Annotated in this window: 13 protein-coding genes and 2 pseudogenes; 7 read left to right on the forward strand and 8 right to left on the reverse strand. The window is 67.6% G+C overall.

All coding sequences use genetic code 11. From position 1 onward, the window contains the following. Positions 1-182: pseudogene (locus tag IBX53_RS09460) on the reverse strand (EamA/RhaT family transporter); the annotation flags it as partial. A gap of 129 nt (positions 183-311) precedes the next feature. Between IBX53_RS09460 and IBX53_RS09465 the strand changes: the two are divergent. The 3 genes from IBX53_RS09465 (at position 312) to IBX53_RS09475 (ending at position 5,006) form a co-directional block, all read left to right on the forward strand. Further along, positions 312-1,496, forward strand: a complete 1,185-nt coding sequence (locus IBX53_RS09465; protein ID WP_290908439.1) for an acetate/propionate family kinase — start codon at positions 312-314, stop codon at positions 1,494-1,496. Then, positions 1,493-3,667: a phosphate acetyltransferase gene (gene pta / locus IBX53_RS09470; RefSeq protein ID WP_290908442.1), complete on the forward strand. Its 2,175-nt coding sequence runs from the start codon at positions 1,493-1,495 to the stop codon at positions 3,665-3,667. The genes IBX53_RS09465 and pta overlap by 4 nt, the downstream gene beginning before the upstream one ends. A 184-nt stretch (positions 3,668-3,851) precedes the next feature. Then, positions 3,852-5,006 (forward strand): aminotransferase class V-fold PLP-dependent enzyme, encoded by a 1,155-nt coding sequence (locus tag IBX53_RS09475; protein WP_290908445.1) that lies wholly within the window; start codon positions 3,852-3,854, stop codon positions 5,004-5,006. Between the two features lie 119 nt (positions 5,007-5,125). Here IBX53_RS09475 and IBX53_RS09480 read toward each other — a convergent pair whose 3' ends face one another. From IBX53_RS09480 to IBX53_RS09490, 3 genes are all read right to left on the reverse strand, one after another. After that, a complete protein-coding gene (locus IBX53_RS09480) occupies positions 5,126-5,809 on the reverse strand; it encodes a CBS domain-containing protein (protein WP_290908450.1) in 684 nt (227 codons plus the stop codon). 112 nt (positions 5,810-5,921) lie between these two features. Further along, the gene (locus IBX53_RS09485; RefSeq protein ID WP_290908453.1) at positions 5,922-7,463 is read right to left on the reverse strand and encodes a hypothetical protein; all 1,542 of its coding nucleotides are present in this window, start codon (positions 7,461-7,463) and stop codon (positions 5,922-5,924) included. Then, positions 7,460-9,784, reverse strand: coding sequence for a mechanosensitive ion channel family protein (locus IBX53_RS09490; protein WP_290908456.1), 2,325 nt, complete (start codon positions 9,782-9,784; stop codon positions 7,460-7,462). Before IBX53_RS09490 ends, IBX53_RS09485 begins: the two co-directional genes overlap by 4 nt. 84 nt (positions 9,785-9,868) lie before the next feature. Here IBX53_RS09490 and IBX53_RS09495 point away from each other — a divergent pair, with 84 nt between their 5' ends. After that, positions 9,869-10,876 carry an amidoligase family protein gene (locus IBX53_RS09495; protein ID WP_290908459.1) on the forward strand — a complete coding sequence of 336 codons (1,008 nt, stop codon included), beginning with the start codon at positions 9,869-9,871 and terminating at the stop codon, positions 10,874-10,876. Further along, positions 10,873-11,574, forward strand: coding sequence for a gamma-glutamyl-gamma-aminobutyrate hydrolase family protein (locus tag IBX53_RS09500; protein ID WP_290908461.1), 702 nt, complete (start codon positions 10,873-10,875; stop codon positions 11,572-11,574). Before IBX53_RS09495 ends, IBX53_RS09500 begins: the two co-directional genes overlap by 4 nt. A gap of 50 nt (positions 11,575-11,624) precedes the next feature. Here the strand turns inward: IBX53_RS09500 and IBX53_RS09505 are convergent, their stop codons facing one another. The 3 genes from IBX53_RS09505 to IBX53_RS09515 all read right to left on the reverse strand — a co-directional run bounded on the left by IBX53_RS09505 (position 11,625) and on the right by IBX53_RS09515 (position 13,301). After that, on the reverse strand, positions 11,625-12,059 hold the full coding sequence (locus IBX53_RS09505; RefSeq protein WP_290908464.1) for an OsmC family protein: 435 nt from the start codon (positions 12,057-12,059) through the stop codon (positions 11,625-11,627). A 99-nt stretch (positions 12,060-12,158) separates the two neighbouring features. Then, positions 12,159-12,659, reverse strand: coding sequence for a thiol peroxidase (gene tpx, locus IBX53_RS09510; protein WP_290908467.1), 501 nt, complete (start codon positions 12,657-12,659; stop codon positions 12,159-12,161). 72 nt (positions 12,660-12,731) lie between these two features. Next, positions 12,732-13,301 (reverse strand): DUF1415 domain-containing protein, encoded by a 570-nt coding sequence (locus IBX53_RS09515; protein WP_290908470.1) that lies wholly within the window; start codon positions 13,299-13,301, stop codon positions 12,732-12,734. Between the two features lie 199 nt (positions 13,302-13,500). Between IBX53_RS09515 and putA the strand changes: the two genes are divergently transcribed. After that, on the forward strand, positions 13,501-16,692 hold the full coding sequence (gene putA, locus IBX53_RS09520) for a bifunctional proline dehydrogenase/L-glutamate gamma-semialdehyde dehydrogenase PutA (protein WP_290908472.1): 3,192 nt from the start codon (positions 13,501-13,503) through the stop codon (positions 16,690-16,692). Between the two features lie 8 nt (positions 16,693-16,700). Here putA and IBX53_RS09525 read toward each other — a convergent pair. Then, positions 16,701-16,775: pseudogene (locus IBX53_RS09525) on the reverse strand (endonuclease V); the annotation flags it as partial. 143 nt (positions 16,776-16,918) lie between these two features. Here IBX53_RS09525 and IBX53_RS09530 point away from each other — a divergent pair. Continuing rightward, positions 16,919-18,238 (forward strand): exonuclease SbcCD subunit D C-terminal domain-containing protein, encoded by a 1,320-nt coding sequence (locus IBX53_RS09530; protein WP_290908477.1) that lies wholly within the window; start codon positions 16,919-16,921, stop codon positions 18,236-18,238. The last annotated feature ends 106 nt before the right edge of the window (positions 18,239-18,344 follow it).

Consider the following 18,344-nt stretch of genomic DNA (forward strand, 5'->3'; position numbering starts at 1 on the left):
GCCAGGGCGGCCACCCCGGAGCGCAGCACGATCGCCAGCAGCAGGCCGGCGCCCGCATCGAAGGCGACTCGGGCGGACACGTGGTTGGCGGCGAACAGGGTGGCGAGGCCACACATCAGCGCCAGGGCCAGCGGCCGTGGGAAGGGAGCAGGCGCCGTGAATTCGGCGGAAGGGGTCGACATGTCATGTCTTCCGTGCAGAGTGTAGGGTTAGATGCAGTGCAACATAATGGCCGTCGATCGGGCGGGGAGACGACCGACGGCGACCCCATGTTAGACTAAAGTCCACATTCCATCCCTCGAGGGGCGTCGATGAACGATCCGGTTCTGGTGATCAACTGCGGTTCCTCCTCCATCAAGTATGCGCTGGTGCCCGCAGCGGCCGACCAGCCGCGACTGACAGGGCTGGCCGAACGGCTGGGCAGCGGAGACGCTCGGCTCAAGGGCGTCGACAGCCACGGTGAGGCCTTCACCCGCGCCCTGGGTGGCGCCGGCCATGTGCAGGCCCTCGAGGCGATCCTCGAGGGGCTCGAGGGCCGGCGGCCCGGCGCCGTGGGGCACCGTATCGTGCATGGTGGCGAACGCTTCACCCGGGCCACGCGAATCGACGACGAGGTGGTGGCCGCCATCGAGCAGACCGCCGCCCTGGCTCCGCTGCACAACCCGGCCAACCTGCAGGGGGTCGCCGCCACCCGGACGCTGTTCCCGGCGCTGCCCCAGGTGGCGGTCTTCGATACCGCCTTCCACCAGAGCCTGCCGCCGCGGGCCTACCGCTACGCGCTGCCCGAGGCGCTCTACCGAGACCACGCCATCCGCCGCTACGGCTTCCACGGCACCAGCCACGCCTATGTGAGCGGGCGCGCCGATGCGCTGAGCGGCCTGTCCGGCGGCTGGCTGACCGCCCACCTGGGCAACGGCTGCTCCACCGCCGCGGTGTGGGAGGGCCGGAGCCTCGACACCAGCATGGGCCTGACCCCGCTGGAGGGGCTCGCCATGGGCACCCGCAGCGGCGACGTCGACCCCGGCCTGCACGCCCACCTGGCGCGCCAGCTGGGCTGGTCGATCGAGGAGATCGACCGCGTGCTCAATCGCGAGAGCGGCCTGCTGGGCCTCTCGGGGCTCTCCAACGACATGCGCGAACTGGAGGCCGCCACCGACGAGGGCCACGCCGGTGCGGCACTGGCCATGGAGGTGTTCTGCTACCGCATCGCCAAGTCGCTGGCCGCCCTCTCCTGCGCCCTGCCCCGACTGGACGGCATCATCTTCACCGGCGGCATCGGCGAAAACTCGCCGCGAGTGCGAAAGCAGGTGATCGACCTGCTGCCCCACTTCGGCCTCGGGCTGGATCCCGAGGCCAACCTCGCCACGGTCCGTGGCCGAGAAGGCCGCATCGACCCCCGAACCCCGAACCGGCCCGCCCTGTGGGTGATCCCCACCGACGAAGAGGGCCGCATCGCCGACGAGACCCGCCAGCTGCTGGGAGACACCCCCCGATGACACCTCGCCCTGCCCGCCCCACCCCCCAGGCCATCCTGCTGGTGCCCACCGGCGAGGGTGCCGGTCTCACCTCGGCCTGCCTCGGCCTGATCCAGGCACTGGACACCATCGGCCTCAAGGCCGGTTTCCTCAAGCCACTGCGCCAGGACGAGCTCAATGGCCCGGGACCGGATCGCTCCTGCGCCCTGGTCGGAAGCACGCTGGGGCTGCGCCCCCCCGCGCCGATCGCCCAGGCCGAAATGGAGCGCCTGCTGCGCCAGGATCGGCTCGACGTGCTGATGGAGCAGGTGGTGGGCCTCCAGGAAATCGCCCTGGAGGCATTCACCGAGAGCGCGCCCGATCTGCTGGTGATGGAGGGCCTGGTGCCGACGCGCCACGCCAGCTACGCCGCCCAGGTGAACGCCCAGTTGGCCGATGCGCTCAATGCACGAATCATCCTGGTGGGCAGCGGCGACCTGGCCGATCCCCAGGCGCTGGCCGAACAGCTCGACATGCATGCCCGCGCCTTCGGCGGGGTCAGTTCGGCCCGCACCCTGGGCTGTATCCTGATGCGCATGCACAACATGCCCGGCGGCGAGGACGCCAGCGGCCTGGCTCCCGGCACCGCCGCTCCGGCGCTGGAGGAGGCGCTGCTCGCCGAGCTGCGTCGCCACTCCCCGGCGCTTGCCACCGAGCGCTTCCATCTGATCGGCATGGTGCCCTTCGCCCCTGCCCTCTCCGCCCCGCGGGTGCTGGACGTGGCCCGCTCCCTGAAAGCCATCTTCCTCAACGAGGGCGAGCCCGAGCGCCGGGTGCTCGCCACCAGCCTGTGCGCCCGCAACGCCGCCAATGCCCTGCACATCTTCAAGCCCGGCACCCTGGTGGTGGCCTCCGGCGACCGCGACGACGTGGTGCTGGCCTCGGCGCTGGCCACCATGAACGGCGTGCCCCTGGCCGGCATACTGCTCACCAACGGCTTCCTTCCCGGCGACAACATGATCGAGATGTGTCGTCCGGCACTGAAGACCGGCCTGCCGGTGATCAGCGTCGACACCGACAGCTTCACCACCGCCAAGAACCTCAGCCAGATGGGCAACGACATCCCCATCGATGACTTCGAACGCGCCGAGCGAGTCGCCAACTTCGTGGCCGCCCATATCGATCTGGAGTGGCTCAAGGAACACCTGAGCCGTGGCTATACCCGTCGCCTCTCCCCCTCCGCCTTCCGTCATCAGTTGGTCAAGCTGGCCAAGCAGGCCGACAAGCGCATCATCCTGCCCGAGGGCAGCGAGCCGCGGACCGTGGAGGCCGCCGCCATCTGCCAGCGCCGTGGGCTGGCCCGCTGCGTGCTGCTCGGCAGGCGAGAGGAGATCGAGGAGGTGGCACGCCAGCGCGGCATCGAACTGCCCGTGGGGCTCGAGATCATCGACCCGGACAGCATCCGCGAACGCTACGTGGACGCCATGGTGGAGCGACGCAGCGGCAAGCTGAACGCGCTTACCGCCGAGGCCCAACTCCACGACAACGTGGTGCTGGGCACCATGATGCTGCAGCTCGACGAGGTGGACGGCCTGGTCTCCGGCGCCATCCACACCACCGCCAACACCGTGCGCCCGGCCTTCCAGCTGATCAAGACCGCGCCGGGCTATGATCAGGTGTCGTCCATCTTCTTCATGCTGCTGCCCGAACAGGTGGTCGTCTACGGCGACTGCGCGGTGAATCCCGACCCGGACGCCGAGGCCCTGGCCGAGATCGCCCTGCAGAGCGCCCGCTCCGCCCAGGCCTTCGGCATCGAGCCGCGGGTGGCGATGATCAGCTACTCCACCGGCGAGTCCGGCTCCGGCGCCGACGTGGAGAAGGTGCGCCAGGCCACCCAACTGGCCCGGAAGCAGGCGCCGGACCTGCTGATCGACGGCCCGCTGCAGTACGATGCCGCGGCCATCGAGAGCGTCGGCCGCCAGAAGGCGCCGGATTCCCCGGTGGCCGGGCGCGCCACGGTGTTCGTCTTCCCCGACCTCAACACCGGCAACACCACCTACAAGGCGGTGCAACGCAGCGCCCGGGTGGTGAGCGTCGGCCCCATGCTGCAGGGCCTCAACAAGCCGGTGAACGACCTCTCCCGCGGCGCCCTGGTGGACGACATCGTCTACACCATCGCCCTGACCGCCATCCAGGCCGCCCAGCGCGACTGAGCCAGCGCCCCTCTGAAAACAGCAGCGCCCCGTCAGGGTAACCGACGGGGCGCTCGCGTCTCACTTGACCCGCCTCAAGCCCCTGATCCGGGCCACTGGCCCCGGCTGTCGAATGGGCATATCCTCTGGCCATGGACCCGCCTTCGATTTCCTGAAGGACACCCGCTTCATCACGGAGACTCACATGCCCGGCTTGCTTCCCGACGTCGACCCCGATGGGCTGCTGGAATACTCGGTGGTCTACACCGACCGCGCCCTGAACCACATGTCCGCTCGCTTCCAGGAGGTGATGCGAGATATCTCCGGCCAGCTCAAGCGGGTCTACCACGCCCAAAGCGCGGTGATCGTCCCCGGCAGCGGCACCTTCGGCATGGAGGCGGTGGCTCGCCAGTTCGCCCAGGATCGCCGCTGCCTGGTGCTCCGCAACGGCTGGTTCAGCTACCGCTGGAGCCAGATCCTCGAGATGGGACACCTCTCCACCGACATCAACGTGCTCAAGGCTCGCCGCCTCGACGATGACAAGCCGACCTCGCCCTTCGCCCCGGCACCCATCGAGGAGGTGATCGAGGCGATCCGCGAGCAGCAGCCGGACATCGTCTTCATGCCCCACGTGGAGACCGCCGCCGGGATCATGCTGCCCGACGACTACATCAGCCAGGTGGCCGATGCCATCCACCAGGAGGGCGGCCTGCTGGTGCTCGACTGCATCGCCTCCGGCGCCATCTGGGTCAACATGCAGGACCTTGGCGTCGACGTGCTGGTCAGCGCCCCCCAGAAGGGCTGGAGCGCCTCCCCCTGTTGCGCCATGGTGATGCTCTCGCGCCATGCCCGCGACGCCATCGACGAGACCACCAGTTCGAGCTTCGCCTGCGACCTCAAGAAGTGGCTCTCGATCATGGAGACCTACGAGGGGGGCGGCCACGCCTACCACGCCACCCTGCCCACCGACGGGCTGGTGACGCTTCGTGACGTGATGGAAGAGATCGAGGCCTACGGCCTGGAGAAGGTCCGCGACGAGCAGCAGGCGCTGGGCGACGGCGTGCGCGAACTGCTGGCCGAGTTCGGCTACCGGAGCGTGGCGGCTCCCGGCTTCGAGGCCCCCGGGGTGGTCGTCAGCTACACCGATGACGCCGGCCTGGTGGGCAAGTTCGCCGAGGCGGGCCTGCAGGTGGCGGGCGGCGTGCCACTGATGTGCGACGAGGGCGAGGGTTTCCAGACCTTCCGCATCGGCCTGTTTGGCCTGGAGAAGCTCCATGACCGTGAGCGCAGCCTGCTCAACCTGCGGGCAGCCCTCGAGGCGATCGCCCGGGCGGAGCCGGTACCACCCGCCGAGGCCTGACCAAGGGATAGAGCCTGCAACAACGCGAGAGGGGGCGGCCATCAGGCCGCCCCCTCGCTTTGATCTCCTGGCCGTTTATCCCCCGGCGACCTGGTGCAAGAGCACCGAGATGCCAGCCATCACAGGCTGCCTACACCGCGAGGTATGAAGCCCAGATTGTTGTCGACCGCCGTGACGCCGGGCGTGTTCTCGGCGGCCACCTGCACGGCCATCTTCTCCTGCTGGTTTTCCACCAGCCCCCAAAGCTGTACCTTGCCCTCCGAGACGATGATGTTGATCCTGTCGACCATCACGCCGGTATTTTCGTCGACCTCCTTGTGAATGGCCTCGCGGATCTCGCGGTCGTCTGCGGTCACGCTGGCCTCGCTGGCCACCACCGAGAAGCCGCGCAGCAGGTTGGAGCGACTGACGATGCCCACCAGCTTGTCGTCCCTGACCACCGGCACCCTCTTGATATGGTACTTCTCGAGGAGACGGGAAATCTTGTGCAGCGGCATCTCCTCATCGATGGTGATAGGGTCCTTGGTCATTACCTCGCTGGCGCGACGACCGTGGGACTTCACATAGTCGGCCGCGTCCTGACCCGCGAACAGCCTCAGCCACCATGACTTGCGACGACTGGCATCGTTTTCCACTCGTCCCATCAGGTCACCCTCGCTGACGATGCCGAGCACCTTGCCACCGCCATCCACGACGGGTACCGCGCTGATGCCGTGCTCCAGCAGCAGGGTGGCGATCTCGCTCACCTCGCTGTCCGGTGACACGGTGATGACATTCTGGGTCATGACATCTGCAGCTTGCATCGGGCGTTCTCCACGGATTTATGGGAATACTCACTGAAGATAGCAACCCGCCGGCGCCCGCGCATTGATCGGGGTCGGGTTTGCTGGATGTCCTTTCAACCCTGGCCCCGGCTCACTCGGCCTGACCCGCTCCTTCGGCATGGACCCGCTCCAGGTCGACGATCCGCGATCGACTCATCACCACCTTCCATCGCTCCAGGGTCGGCGGCCGGTCACCCTGCACCTCGCGGATCACCAGATTGATCAGGTGGCGTTTCTCTACCTCTTCCCGCACCACCTGCCCCTTCTCCAGCCGATAGACCCGGTGGCTGCCCTTGTCCATCAGCCGCGACAGCAGAGAGAGGTCGAGGGTCAGGGTCTCGCGGGTATGCTCGTAGCCGCTGAGGAAGCGGGTCGGCGACATACGCGAGCGTGAGCGGTAGTGCAGCACCACCTCCTCGCGCTGGGCCACGCTGCGCTTGCGCACGCGCTGGATTTCCTCGTCCAGCTTGTGGAAGCGCGCATAGTCGAACCACTCCAGCTGGTGGCCCACCGGCACGTTACGGGTGGGGTCCAGGTATTGCCGACGCCACTTGGGACGCCCGCGACGCAGGAGGCGCCACAGGGTATTGCGCAGGTCATCCTTGAATACCTCGCGCAGGGCGTAGATCACCGCCATGGCCAGCACGAACAGGGCGGTGATATCGGAGAGGGTGTCACGCACCCGCAGCAGCCCCAGCGAGACGAACACCATCACCACCGCCGTGGCCAGCGCCTTGACCGCCTTCTGCTCGCCGCCGCCAAGCTCCTGGGTCTTCTGCTTGAGGGTCACCGGATACTCGATCAGCCGGCGCAGCAGGCGCATCTTGTTGGACATACGCGTCGGGTCCCGGGTTACCCGCTCGGAGTTGTACTCCCGGGCCTCGCGATAGGCGCCCTCCTCCCGGCAGATCGCCAGCAGCCGCTCGCGAATTTCGCGAAAACGCGTCCCCCTGGGCAGGCTGGCCACCAGCGCCAGCAGGCGCTGCTCGGTGAACCAGGAGAGGTAGTTGTCGATGGTGACGTAGTAGCGGCTCAGGCTCTCCTCGGCGGGCTGCTGGCGACGCAGCCGCTTGAGAATGCCCGAGGCCAGCTGCGCATGCTCCTCGAGCCTGGCCTCCAGGGGCGTCTCCTCCTTCTCCCTGCTGCGGCTCTTCGCCGGGCGACCAGCGGCCGCACTCTCCTTCTCGGACGTCGCCTTCTCCTTCTCGGACGTCGCCTTCTCCTTCTCGGACGCCGCCTTCTCCTTCTCGGATGCCGCCTTCTCCTTGCCGGCAGCGGCCTTCTCGTCCCGGCGCACCCGGCGGGCGGTCTCCAGCAGTGGCTGGTTGGATCGCTCCAGGGCCACCACGTACTGATAGGCATAGAGACTCATGCCGAGGCGGTACTGCTCCGGGTCCAGCCGGCCACGCTCCGCCAGCCGGCTGAGCACCATCGGCAGACGGTAACGATCACTGTAGTAGGTTCGCTTGACGTGGATCGCCGCGTGGTAGAACGCCTCCTCGGCGAGCACCTGGGGACCGAGTCCCAGTTCGCCGGGCACGAACAGGAAGAGGTCGATCTGGTGAGACGTCTCCTCCTGGAGCACCCGGGAGATGCGGAGCGAGAGAGCATCCGGGCGGTCGACGCTGATCATTGGCCGGGATCCGGAGAGGCACCCCGAGCGTTGGTGTCCCCCTCGGGGTCGGCCGCCTGGGCCTCGGCGGGCTCGCGCCCCGCCGCATCGCGGTAGTCGGCCTGGGCGGTGTCCTCGTCGCTGCCATCCAGGCGCCCGCCGGCGCGGCCCTGCATGCTGATGTTGAGGCGCGGCATGGCCAGATCGAGTCCCTCCTCTTCCATGCGCTGCTTGAGCAGCAGGTTGAAGGCGCGAGCCACGTCCCACTGCATCTCCGGCGCGGTGCGAAAGCGCATGCGCAGCACCGGGCAGCCCTCCTCGAAGGCCTGGATGCCCTGCATTTCCAGCGGCGACCAGATGTAGTGACGCATCATCGGGTCCTGGCGCAGCGTCTGGGCGGTCTCCTGCATCAGGCTGATGGCATCGTCGATCTTCATCTCGTGGGGAATACGGATCTTCATCAGGGCGATACCGAACTGACGCGACATGTTATGGATCGACTCGATACGACTGAAGGTAATGATGTGCACCACGGCATCGAGGTCGCGGAGTCGCACGGTACGCAGGGTGAGCCCCTCGACGGTGCCGATGTGGCCATTGATGCGCACGAAGTCGTCGACCGCCAGGGAATCCTCGATGAGGATGAAGATGCCGGTGATCAGATCCTGCACCAGGGTCTGGGCGCCGAAGCCGATGGCCAGACCGATCACGCCGGCACCGGCCAGCAGCGGCGTGACGTTAACGCCGAGGTTGGCCAGGCCGGAGATGGCGGCAATGATCACGATGGTGGTGAAGATCACGTTGCGGATCATCGGCGTGATGGTCTGGGCCCGCGCCTGATTGACCCGTCGCCCGCGGGTGCGCGCCGAACTGGTCAAGGCCCGCTGAATGGCGGTATCGGCGAAGATCCACGCCAGCCAGGCCAGCAGCACGGTGAAGGCCATGGCCAGCAGGGCCTGGCCGATGCGAGCGCTGGCAACACCCTGCTGACCGATGCCCATCAGCGAGCCACCCCATACCTGGATGGAGAGCTCGACGAAGGCCAGCCAGATGGTGGCATGGGCCAGCACATAGCCGAAGCGCTCCAGCCGCTGGCGGTACTGGCTGATGCGTCGACGCTTCTCGCGCTTGCTGCGCCCCTCCCCGTGGCGGCGCAACAGCCCGGTAATCACCAGTGCCAGCACCAGCAGCGAGGCGGAAATGATCGAGCGGGCCAGGGCGGTGCCCACGTCGCCACCGGTGACGAAGATCGCCACCAGCGAGCCCCCCACCAGCAGCAGGGCCGGCACGTGCCACAGCTTGCCCATCACCCCTACCACGCTGGCACTGCCCCTGCTCTCTCGGCGTTCACGCCAGGGGCGGTGGCGGATGATGTGCTGGATCGGCCGCTTGAAGCGCAGGATGAAGCGTATGCTGAGCAGTGCCGCCAGCATGTTGGCCAGCACCGAGAGCAGGCCGGCCAGCTCGCCGCCCATCAGGCCGGTCAGGCGCCCGGAATTGAAGGCATCGCCCAGAGCGATCAGCGCGCCTATCACGAAGAGCGGACGCAGGGCGCGCTGCTGCAGGATCTGTACCGCCACGAAGCGGTGCCCACGGGTGAACACCGAGACGAAGGTCTCCACCACCACCGAGAGGGTTCGCCCGCACAGGGCCACATAGGCCGTTACCAGGGCCATGGTGCGCCCGGAGCTCTCCGGAATCAGCTGCGCCAGGCCCAGCACCAGGAAGAAGGCCAATGCCCAGGGCAACATGCGGCGCAGGAAGTGCACGGTGAGAAGCCAGGCCCGCGGGTCCCGGGGCAGGTCCAGCGGCCACCTTCGGCGACGCGCCAGCAGACGCCCCAGGGCGATCAGTATCACCAGCAGGCCGACCCAGATGCCCATCAGCACCGCCCCCTCGACCAGGAAGCGCATCAGGTCGGCATTGTCGGTACCGGTCACCAGGCCGCTGAGGTCCACCCAGCCCTGCTCCAGCTGGGCGCGCCATCGATCGACAGGTGACTGGCCCGACTCGACCTGCTCGCCAAGAGCACTGAGTGTCTCGGCCAGGGCACCGAGCAGCCCCTGCCGAGGCGCCAGGGCCGCCTCCTCGGCCGCCTCGCCGTGCACCGCCTGCAGTTCGCGCAGGCCCTCCAGCAGCTGGCCCCGCCGTTCGGCGTCCTCCAGGGTGGCGATCACCTGCTCGAGGGAGGCCTGAAACGCCTGGGGGTCATGCTCGGCGGCCGGCTCCTCTCCTGCCCCCACCAGCCCGGACAGGCCGAGCTGCTGGGCCTGGGCGGGCAGCACCAGCAAGGGCAGCAGCCACAGCAGGGAGACAAGCAGGCTTCGCAGTGGTTGGGACATCGTTTCTCCGTCTTCCCTCGGCGACGCGGGTCGCCAATATGTTAGGCTCCTCGCGAGCCCATCGGTCACGCACAGGATGCCGCCATGACGCCGCTACCGCCACCCGAACCCCGGAATCCCGACGGCGAGATACGCCGCGTCGGGGTCGAGATCGAGTTTGCCGGGTTGCCGCCTCGCGATACCGCCGAGCTGGTCCGCGGCCTGTTCGGCGGTGAGCTGGTGGTCATCAGCGCCCACCGCCTGAAGGTCCAGGGGACCCGCTGGGGCGACTTCGTCATCGAGCTCGATACGCAGTATGCCCACCCCGACAGCCAGGTGCTCGATGCCCAGCCGAAGGACGACACCGAGTGGGAGCGCCAGCGCCACCAGATGCGGGTCGACTTTCACACCCGCACCCGCGAACTGATCGGCGACGTGGTGACTGGCCTCGTGCCCACCGAGATCGTCTGTCCGCCGGTGCCCTGGGACGAGCTCGAGGAGCTCGACGCCTTGTTCGTGGGGTTGCGCGAGCACGGCGCCAAGGGCACCGACGCCAGCCTGCTCTATGGCTTTGGCCTGCACCTCAACCCCGAGGTGTCCAGCCTCGAGACAGCGAGCATCCTCGACCACCTGCGCGCCTACCTGCTGACCGCCGAGTGGCTGCGCGAGCAGATCGACGTGGACATCACCCGCGAGGTGCTGCCCCACGCCAACCCCTTCCCCAAGCCCTATGCGCTGAAGGTATTGGCGCCGGACTATGCGCCGGACCTGGATACCCTGATCGGCGACTACCTGGCGGACAACCCGACCCGCAACCGTGAGCTGGACATGACCCCGCTGTTTGCCCACCTGCGGCCGAACTACCCCCACGAGCTGTTTCACAACAAGCTGGTCAAGGCCCGCCCGACCTTCCACTATCGGCTGCCGGACGCCCGCCTCTCCGAACCCGGCTGGGGCTCGGTGACGGAGTGGAACCGTTGGCTCGAGGTCGAAAAACTGGCCGCCGACAAGGAGCTGCTGACCACGCGCAGCGCCGGCTATGTGGCCAAGCACACCCGCTCGCCGCTGGCCCGGCTGTGGCTACGCATGCGCGGCTGGGCGGGGGCCGCGTGAGCGACACCCGTCCCCTGATCGGCATCACCACCTCCGACGACAAGAGCCAGATCGCCTGGCTCTTCGACTGGTTCGCGGTGTGGCGCCACGGCGGCCGTCCGCGTCGTCTGTCGCCCTCGCGCCCCCTGCCCGACTACCTCGACGGCCTGATCATCGGCGGCGGCGACGACATCCAGGCGCATCTCTACAACGCCGAGGTGCAGCTCGACGTACGCCTCGACCCCCAGCGCGACGAACTCGAGCTCGAGCTGCTGGAGCGTTTCATCCCCGCGGGCGCCCCGGTGCTCGGCATCTGCCGCGGCGCCCAGTTGATCAACGTCTACCTGGGCGGCACCCTGGACCCGGACATCTACACCACCCACGAGGGACTCAAGCGGCGCCGCACCGTGCTGCCACGCAAGACGGTAGACATCGTCGGCGCCAGCAAGCTGCACCGGATTCTCCGGGTCAGCTGGTGTCGCATCAACAGCCTGCACCACCAGGCGGTCCAGCGGGCCGGTCGCGGCATCGAGATCGTCGCTCGGGACCGCGACGGCCTGGTCCAGGGCATCGAGTCCCGCGACCACGAGTTCCTGATCGGCGTGCAGTGGCACCCGGAGTGGTTGATCTTCAATCGCCCCCAGCAGCGCCTCATCCGCGCCCTGGTCAAGGCATCAGGGCGCCATCGCGACCGGCTGGAGGGCGAGCCGGACCCCTGACACGCCAACGGCCACCCGAGGGTGGCCGTCGCGGTTCTTGCGGGTCAGCCTCAGCTCTCCAGGGTAGCCTCCAGGGTGATGTCGGCATTGAGCAGCTTGGAGACGGGGCAGCCGGCCTTGGCCTTCTCGGCGCACTCCTCGAAGGCCGCCCGGTCGGCCCCGGGGATCTTCACCTGGGTCACCAGATGAATGCTCGGAATATGGAAGCCGCCTTCCGGATCCTCGGCCAGGGTCACGCTGGCCTGGGTATCGATGCTCTCGGCCTCCATGCCGGCATCGCCCAGGATCAACGACAGCGCCATGGAGAAGCAGCCCGCATGGGCCGCGCCGATCAGCTCTTCCGGGTTGGAGCCAGGCTCGCCCTCGAAGCGCTGGCGAAAGTCATAGGGCGTCTCCTTCAGCACGCCGCTCTCGGTGGACACCGTGCCCTTGCCGTTCTTGATGCCGCCCTGCCAACGGGCGGAAGCCGTCTTGGTAATGCTCATGGGTCACTCTCCCGGATAGATAGCAATGATGAGGTGAATGGCTACCGCAGTTTAGACGCCTCTCGCAGTGGCGCCTCTCACCCAGGCAGCACTTATGCCTTATGCCAGCGACTTGAGGGCCGCCTCGTAGTCGGGTTCGTTCTTGATCTCCTCGACCAGTTGGCTGTAGATCACGCGGTCGTTCTCGTCGATCACCACCACCGCCCGGGCGCAGAGGCCGTTCATCACGCCGCTGCAAAGGTCAACGCCCCAGGCCCGATGGAACTCGGGATGGCGAAAGGTCGAGAGGGTCTCGACGTTATCGAGCCCCTCGGCGCCGCAGAAGCGCTTGGCGGCGAACGGCAGGTCGGCAGAGACCACCAGCACCACGGTATTGGCCATCCCGGAGGCCAGCTCGTTGAACTTCCTCGTCGAGGTGGCGCAGGTGGGGGTATCGACGCTGGGAATGATGTTGAGCACCTTGCGCTGGCCGGCATAGTCGCCCAGCGTCACATCGGCCATGTCGGTATTGGTCAGTGTCAGGGCGGGGGCCGCCTGGCCCACCTCGGGGAAATCGCCGGCCACATCCACCGGATCGCCTGCGCGGGTTACCTGTCTCATGCAGCACACTCCTGGGTCATCATGGGGAAAAACGAGCCTAACGAGACGCCGCTGGCTCGGCCAATGCCGGCGTCAACGCTTGCCATCATGCAGTTCCGCCAGCGCGCTGGCCAGCACCTGGGCGCCCAGTTCGCGCATGGTGGCGACATTGCGCTCGGGGATCGCCTCGGGGTCCGGGTAGTGCTCGAGCGCCTGCTCGAGACCCGCCTCGCGCAGCAGGTGCAGCATGGGATACGGCGAGCGGTTGGTGAAGTTGGCGGGGTCCTCCTGTTCTGCCCCCTCGAAGCAGTAGTCGGGGTGGAAGCTCGCCAGCTGGTAGGTGCCTTCATACCCCTGGTCGTCCAGCAGCGTCTCGGCCACGGCGAGGAAGTCGAGGTAGTCGTCGAAGGCCTCGAGCCCCGAGGTCAGCACCAGCAGGGTGGTCTCGATCGCTGGGGTCTCGTCGAGTCGCTCGCACTCGGCCACCAGCGAAAGCAGGGCAGGCTCCCAGTCACCGGCCTCCACCGCCACATAGCGGATGGTGTCGCGGGCCACCTCACGGCCGGCGAAGGGGCAGACGTTGCGGGCGACCACGAAGGTCTCGACCCAGGCGCGGGTGGCGGCGAGGGCCTGATCCCGGGTGGACTCGGCGGATGCGGACATGGGGACTCTCACGGCAGCAGGAAGAAGGTCTGGGGAAAGCGGTCTGCTATTAGGGTTTCCTTGACGCGAGACAAGAAGTCGACAAGCAAGACATCGTGTGTCGCTTTACCCTGACGGTATAGCCTTTGCCCATCTGCCATCTGCCATCGTGGCACTCGGGTACTGCTTTCAGCCAAGGGGTGATACACGGAGAAACGCAATGCTCAACGCTCATGACATGCTCGACACCAACACATGGCACCAAGAACTCGACACCCTCTTCGCCCGTATCAGTGACCACTATCTGGTCGATGAAAATGCCTTCGTGGGCGAGCTGATCAAGGCCCTCGATACCAACAGCGTAAACGTCCAGCACATTGCCAGCAAGACCGCCGAATTGGTGCGCGAAGTCCGCGAGATGGACACTGCCGTCGACACCATCGACAAGCTGCTCCAGCAATACAGCCTCGATACCCACGAGGGGCTGATGCTGATGTGCCTGGCCGAGGCCATGCTGCGCATCCCCGACAAGGCCACTGCCGATGCCCTGATCGAGGACAAGCTGGGCCCGGCCGACTGGCAGGCCCATGTCGGCAAGAGCGAGTCCTGGATGGTCAACGCCTCGACCTGGGGCCTGCTGATGACCGGCCGCGTGGTCAGCCTCGACCAGCCCAGGGATGGCAAGCCGGCCAGCTTCATCAACAGGATGGTCAACCGCCTGGGCGAGCCGGTGATTCGCCGGGCGATGGTCGAGGCCATGCGGATCATGGGCAAGCAGTTCGTGCTCGGCAGCGATGTCGATGCGGCTCTCAAGCGTTCCAGGCCGCTATTCGACAAGGGCTACACCTACTCCTACGACATGCTCGGCGAAGCCGCCCGCACCCGGGCCGATGCCAAGCGCTATTTCGACGACTACACCCGCGCCATCGAGCAAGTCGGGAAGGCCAGCAAGGCGCTGCCGTCGAGCACACCCCCACCCTCGATATCCATGAAGCTCTCGGCCCTGCATCCCCGCTACGAATTCGGCCGTCGTGAGCAGATCCTGCATGAACTGGTCGACAGCGTGTGCAAACTCGTCGCCCTGGCCCGGGAACGTGGTGTCGCGGTGACCATCGATGCGGAGGAGGATGACCGCCTGGAACTCTTCCTTGAGGTGTTCCGCGCCGTCTACGAGAGCGAGACCTGCAAGGGCTGGGGCCACTTTGGCCTGGTGATACAGACCTATGCCAAGCGCGCTCTGCCGGCACTGCACTACCTCAATCGCCTGGCCGAGACCCAGGGCGACGAGATCCCGCTGCGTCTGGTCAAGGGGGCCTACTGGGACAGCGAAATCAAGGAGGCACAGCAGCGCGGCATCGATGGCTACCCGGTCTTCACCCGCAAGGCCTCCACCGACGTCGCCTATCTGGTCTGTGCCCGCTTCCTGCTCTCCGACGACACACGCGGACGCATCTTCCCGCAGTTCGCGACCCATAACGCCCACACCATCAGCACTGTCCTCGAGCTGGCCAACCAGGCCAACCGTGCCTTCGAGTTCCAGCGCCTGCACGGCATGGCAGAGGCACTCTACGACGCGGCCCTCGCCCGCGCCCCCGAGGGAACCTACTGCCGCATCTATGCGCCGGTGGGTGCCCACAAGGACCTGCTGCCCTACCTGGTGCGTCGCCTGCTGGAGAATGGAGCCAACTCCTCCTTCGTGCACCAGCTGGTGGATCCCGCGGTCCCGGTGGAATCGCTCTGCGTGCACCCGGTGGAGACCCTGCGCGAGTACGACAGCTATGCAAACCCGCGAATCCCTCTGCCGCCCGATATCTATGGCCCCGGGCGTCGCAACTCCCGCGGGATTAACCTCAACATCCGCAGCCACTACCAGCCGCTGATGGATGCCATGGCAACGACCATGGACAAGACCTGGAAGGCCGGTCCCCTGCTGGCCTTCCAGGTCGAGCCCGACCCGGCCCATACCCATCAGGTGAGCTGTCCCTATGACCGCAATTCGCGGGTCGGCACCATCCAGTGGACGACCAGGGAGCAGGCCGGCAAGGCCCTGGATGCCGCCTGGGCGGCCTTCCCGCGCTGGTCAGCCACACCGGTGGCCAAGCGCGCCGCCATCGTGCGACGTCTCGGCGACCTGATGGAAATCCATATGGCCGAGCTGATGACGCTGTGCTCCCGCGAAGGCGGCAAGCTGCTCACCGACGGCGTCGACGAGGTGCGCGAGGCGGTAGACTTCTGCCGCTACTACGCCATGCAGGCCGAAACGCTTTTCGCCGAGCCAACTCGCCTGCCGGGTCCAACCGGCGAATCCAACGAGCTGATCATGGGCGGCAAGGGCGTGTTTGCCGCCATCAGCCCCTGGAACTTCCCCGTGGCGATCTTCTGTGGCCAGCTGGTCGCCGCTGTCGTGGCCGGCAACACCGTGCTGGCCAAACCTGCCGAGCAGACATCGCTGGTCGCCCATCGGGTCATCGAACTGCTCCGTGAAGCCGGCATGCCGAGCGACGTGGTGCAGCTGCTGCCGGGCGACGGCCCTACCGTGGGTAGCGTGCTGACCAGCGACCCGCGCGTCACCGGCGTCGTGTTCACCGGCGGCACCGACACCGCCCAGATCATCAACCGCGCGCTGGCGGCCCGGGACAACGCCCCTCTGCCTACGCTGATCGCCGAAACCGGTGGCATGAACGCGATGATCGTCGACTCCACCGCCCTGCCCGAGCAGGTGGTCGTGGATGTCGTCCGCTCGGCCTTCCAGAGTGCCGGGCAGCGCTGCTCGGCCTTGCGAGTGCTCTACTTGCAGGACGACATTGCCGACCGGGTCATCGCCATTCTCAAGGGGGCAATGGCCGAACTGCAGGTCGGCGACCCCCGCGACCTGGGCACGGACGTCGGCCCGGTCATCGACGAAGACGCCCGCAACGGGCTTATCGCCCACATCGACAAGCTCCGGGCCGAGGGTCGCCTGGTGGCCGAAACGCCGCTCGACCCGACGGTTACCTCAGACGGCACCTTCGTGGCACCCGTGGCCTTCGAAATCGACGGCATCGCGGCGCTCGAGCGCGAGCAGTTCGGCCCCGTACTGCACATCGTTCGCTACAAGGCCAGGGAGATCGACCGCGTCGTCGACGCCATCAACAAGCGAGGCTATGGCCTGACCTTCGGCGTGCACAGCCGCAACGAATCCTTCGCCGAGGAGATCGCGCGCAAGGTGCGTGTGGGTAATGTCTATATCAACCGCAACATCATCGGTGCCGTGGTCGGCGTGCAGCCCTTCGGTGGTCAGGGGCTTTCGGGCACCGGCCCCAAGGCGGGTGGACCGCATTACCTGCTGCGCTTCGCCACCGAGAAGACGGTGACCAACAACACCGCGGCCCTGGGCGGCAATGCCTCGCTGCTGGTGCTGGGAGATCAGTGAACCTTTGATTACCGCCGCCGGGAAGCCAGCCGATCCGCCAACCGGGTCGGCTCCGGCAGTTTGGTGCGCCCGAGGCACGCCACACCGCACCGATTACCTCGTCGTCGGAGCCATCCACCAGCGGTATCCAGTCATGCAGGGGAGTGAGTGTCACGGGGGCTCCTGAACAGCCGCTTTCCAGTCGCGTAGACTAGCGCCTTCGGGACGGCGACAGGAAGGGAGAGCCATGCAACTGATCCATACCGCCGACTGGCACCTGGGCCAGACCTTCCACGGCCAGGAGCGCCACGCCGAGCACCGCGCCTTCCTCACCTGGCTGCTCGACACCCTGGTGGCGCGCCGGGCCGACGCCCTGCTGGTGGCCGGCGACATCTTCGACGTGGTCAACCCCTCGCTGCGCGCCCAGGAGCTGCTCTACGACTTCATCGTCTCCGCCCACGAGCGGCTGCCGCGCCTGGACATCGTGCTGATCGCCGGCAACCACGACAGCGGCAACCGCATCGAGCTGCCGGCCCCGCTGATGCGCCGCCTGCGCACCCACGCCCTGGGCCGGGTGAGCTGGCTGGACGACGGCCGCCTGGACGCCGAGCGCCTGCTGGTGCCGCTCACCGACGAGGCGGGCGAGACCCGCGCCTGGTGCCTGGCGCTGCCCTTCCTGCGCCCCGCCGAGGTGACCGGCGCGGCGCTGGCGCACCATGACGCCGAAGGCGAGCCCGGCGACACCGCTCCCGGCGTCCCCACTGCGAATGAACCTGCGGCGAATGATTACGTGGCCGGTATCACCCGGGTGCATCGCCAGCTGATCGCCGCCGCCGAGGCGCGCCGCGAACCGGGCCAGGCGCTGGTGGCCATGAGCCACGCCCACCTCCACGGTGCGGCGGTCTCCGAGGCCAGCGAGCGGCCCATCGTGATCGGCGGCGAGGAGTCGATCTCCGCCGCCCTCTTCCCGCCGACGATCGCCTACGTGGCGCTGGGCCACCTGCACCGCGCCCAGCAGGTCGGCGAGCCGCGCATCCGCTACAGCGGCAGCCCCCTGCCGCTGGACTTCAGCGAGGTGGCCTACCCCCACCAGGTGGTAGCGGTGACCCTCGACGGCGAGGCGCTGGCCGGGACAGAGGCGATTCCCGTGCCCCGCCCGGTGGCCATGCACCGCATCGGCCCCGCCCCCCTCGAGGCGGTGCTGGCCGCGCTGGAGGCCCTGGAGGATGATCCGACGCTCGACCGCGAGCGCCAGCCCTGGCTGGAGGTGCGCGTGGAACTCGATGCGCCGATTCCCGACCTGCGCGCCCGGGTAGAGGCCGCGCTCAAGGACAAGGCGCTTCGCCTGCTGCGCCTGGAACGCCGCCTGCCGAAGGGGGAGGACGACGCGCCCCCGGCGCGGGTCGATCTCGAGACCCTGGGCCCGCGCAAGCTCTTCGAGCGCACCTGGGAAGAGCGCTGGAAGGAGCCACCGGGCGACGACGTGCTGGCCGACTTCGACCGCCTGCGCCAGGAGGTGCTGGACGCCGATGACAGCGAGACGAGCGCACGGGAGGCGTACCCATGAAGATCCTCGCCCTGCGTCTGGAGAACCTGGCCTCGCTGCCGGGGCCCCTCGAACTCGACTTCACCGCGGCCCCGCTTGCTGACGCCGGCCTGTTCGCCATCACCGG

Origin of the sequence: Halomonas sp. (genome assembly GCF_014859505.1) — a bacterium.
Lineage (GTDB): Bacteria > Pseudomonadota > Gammaproteobacteria > Pseudomonadales > Halomonadaceae > Halomonas.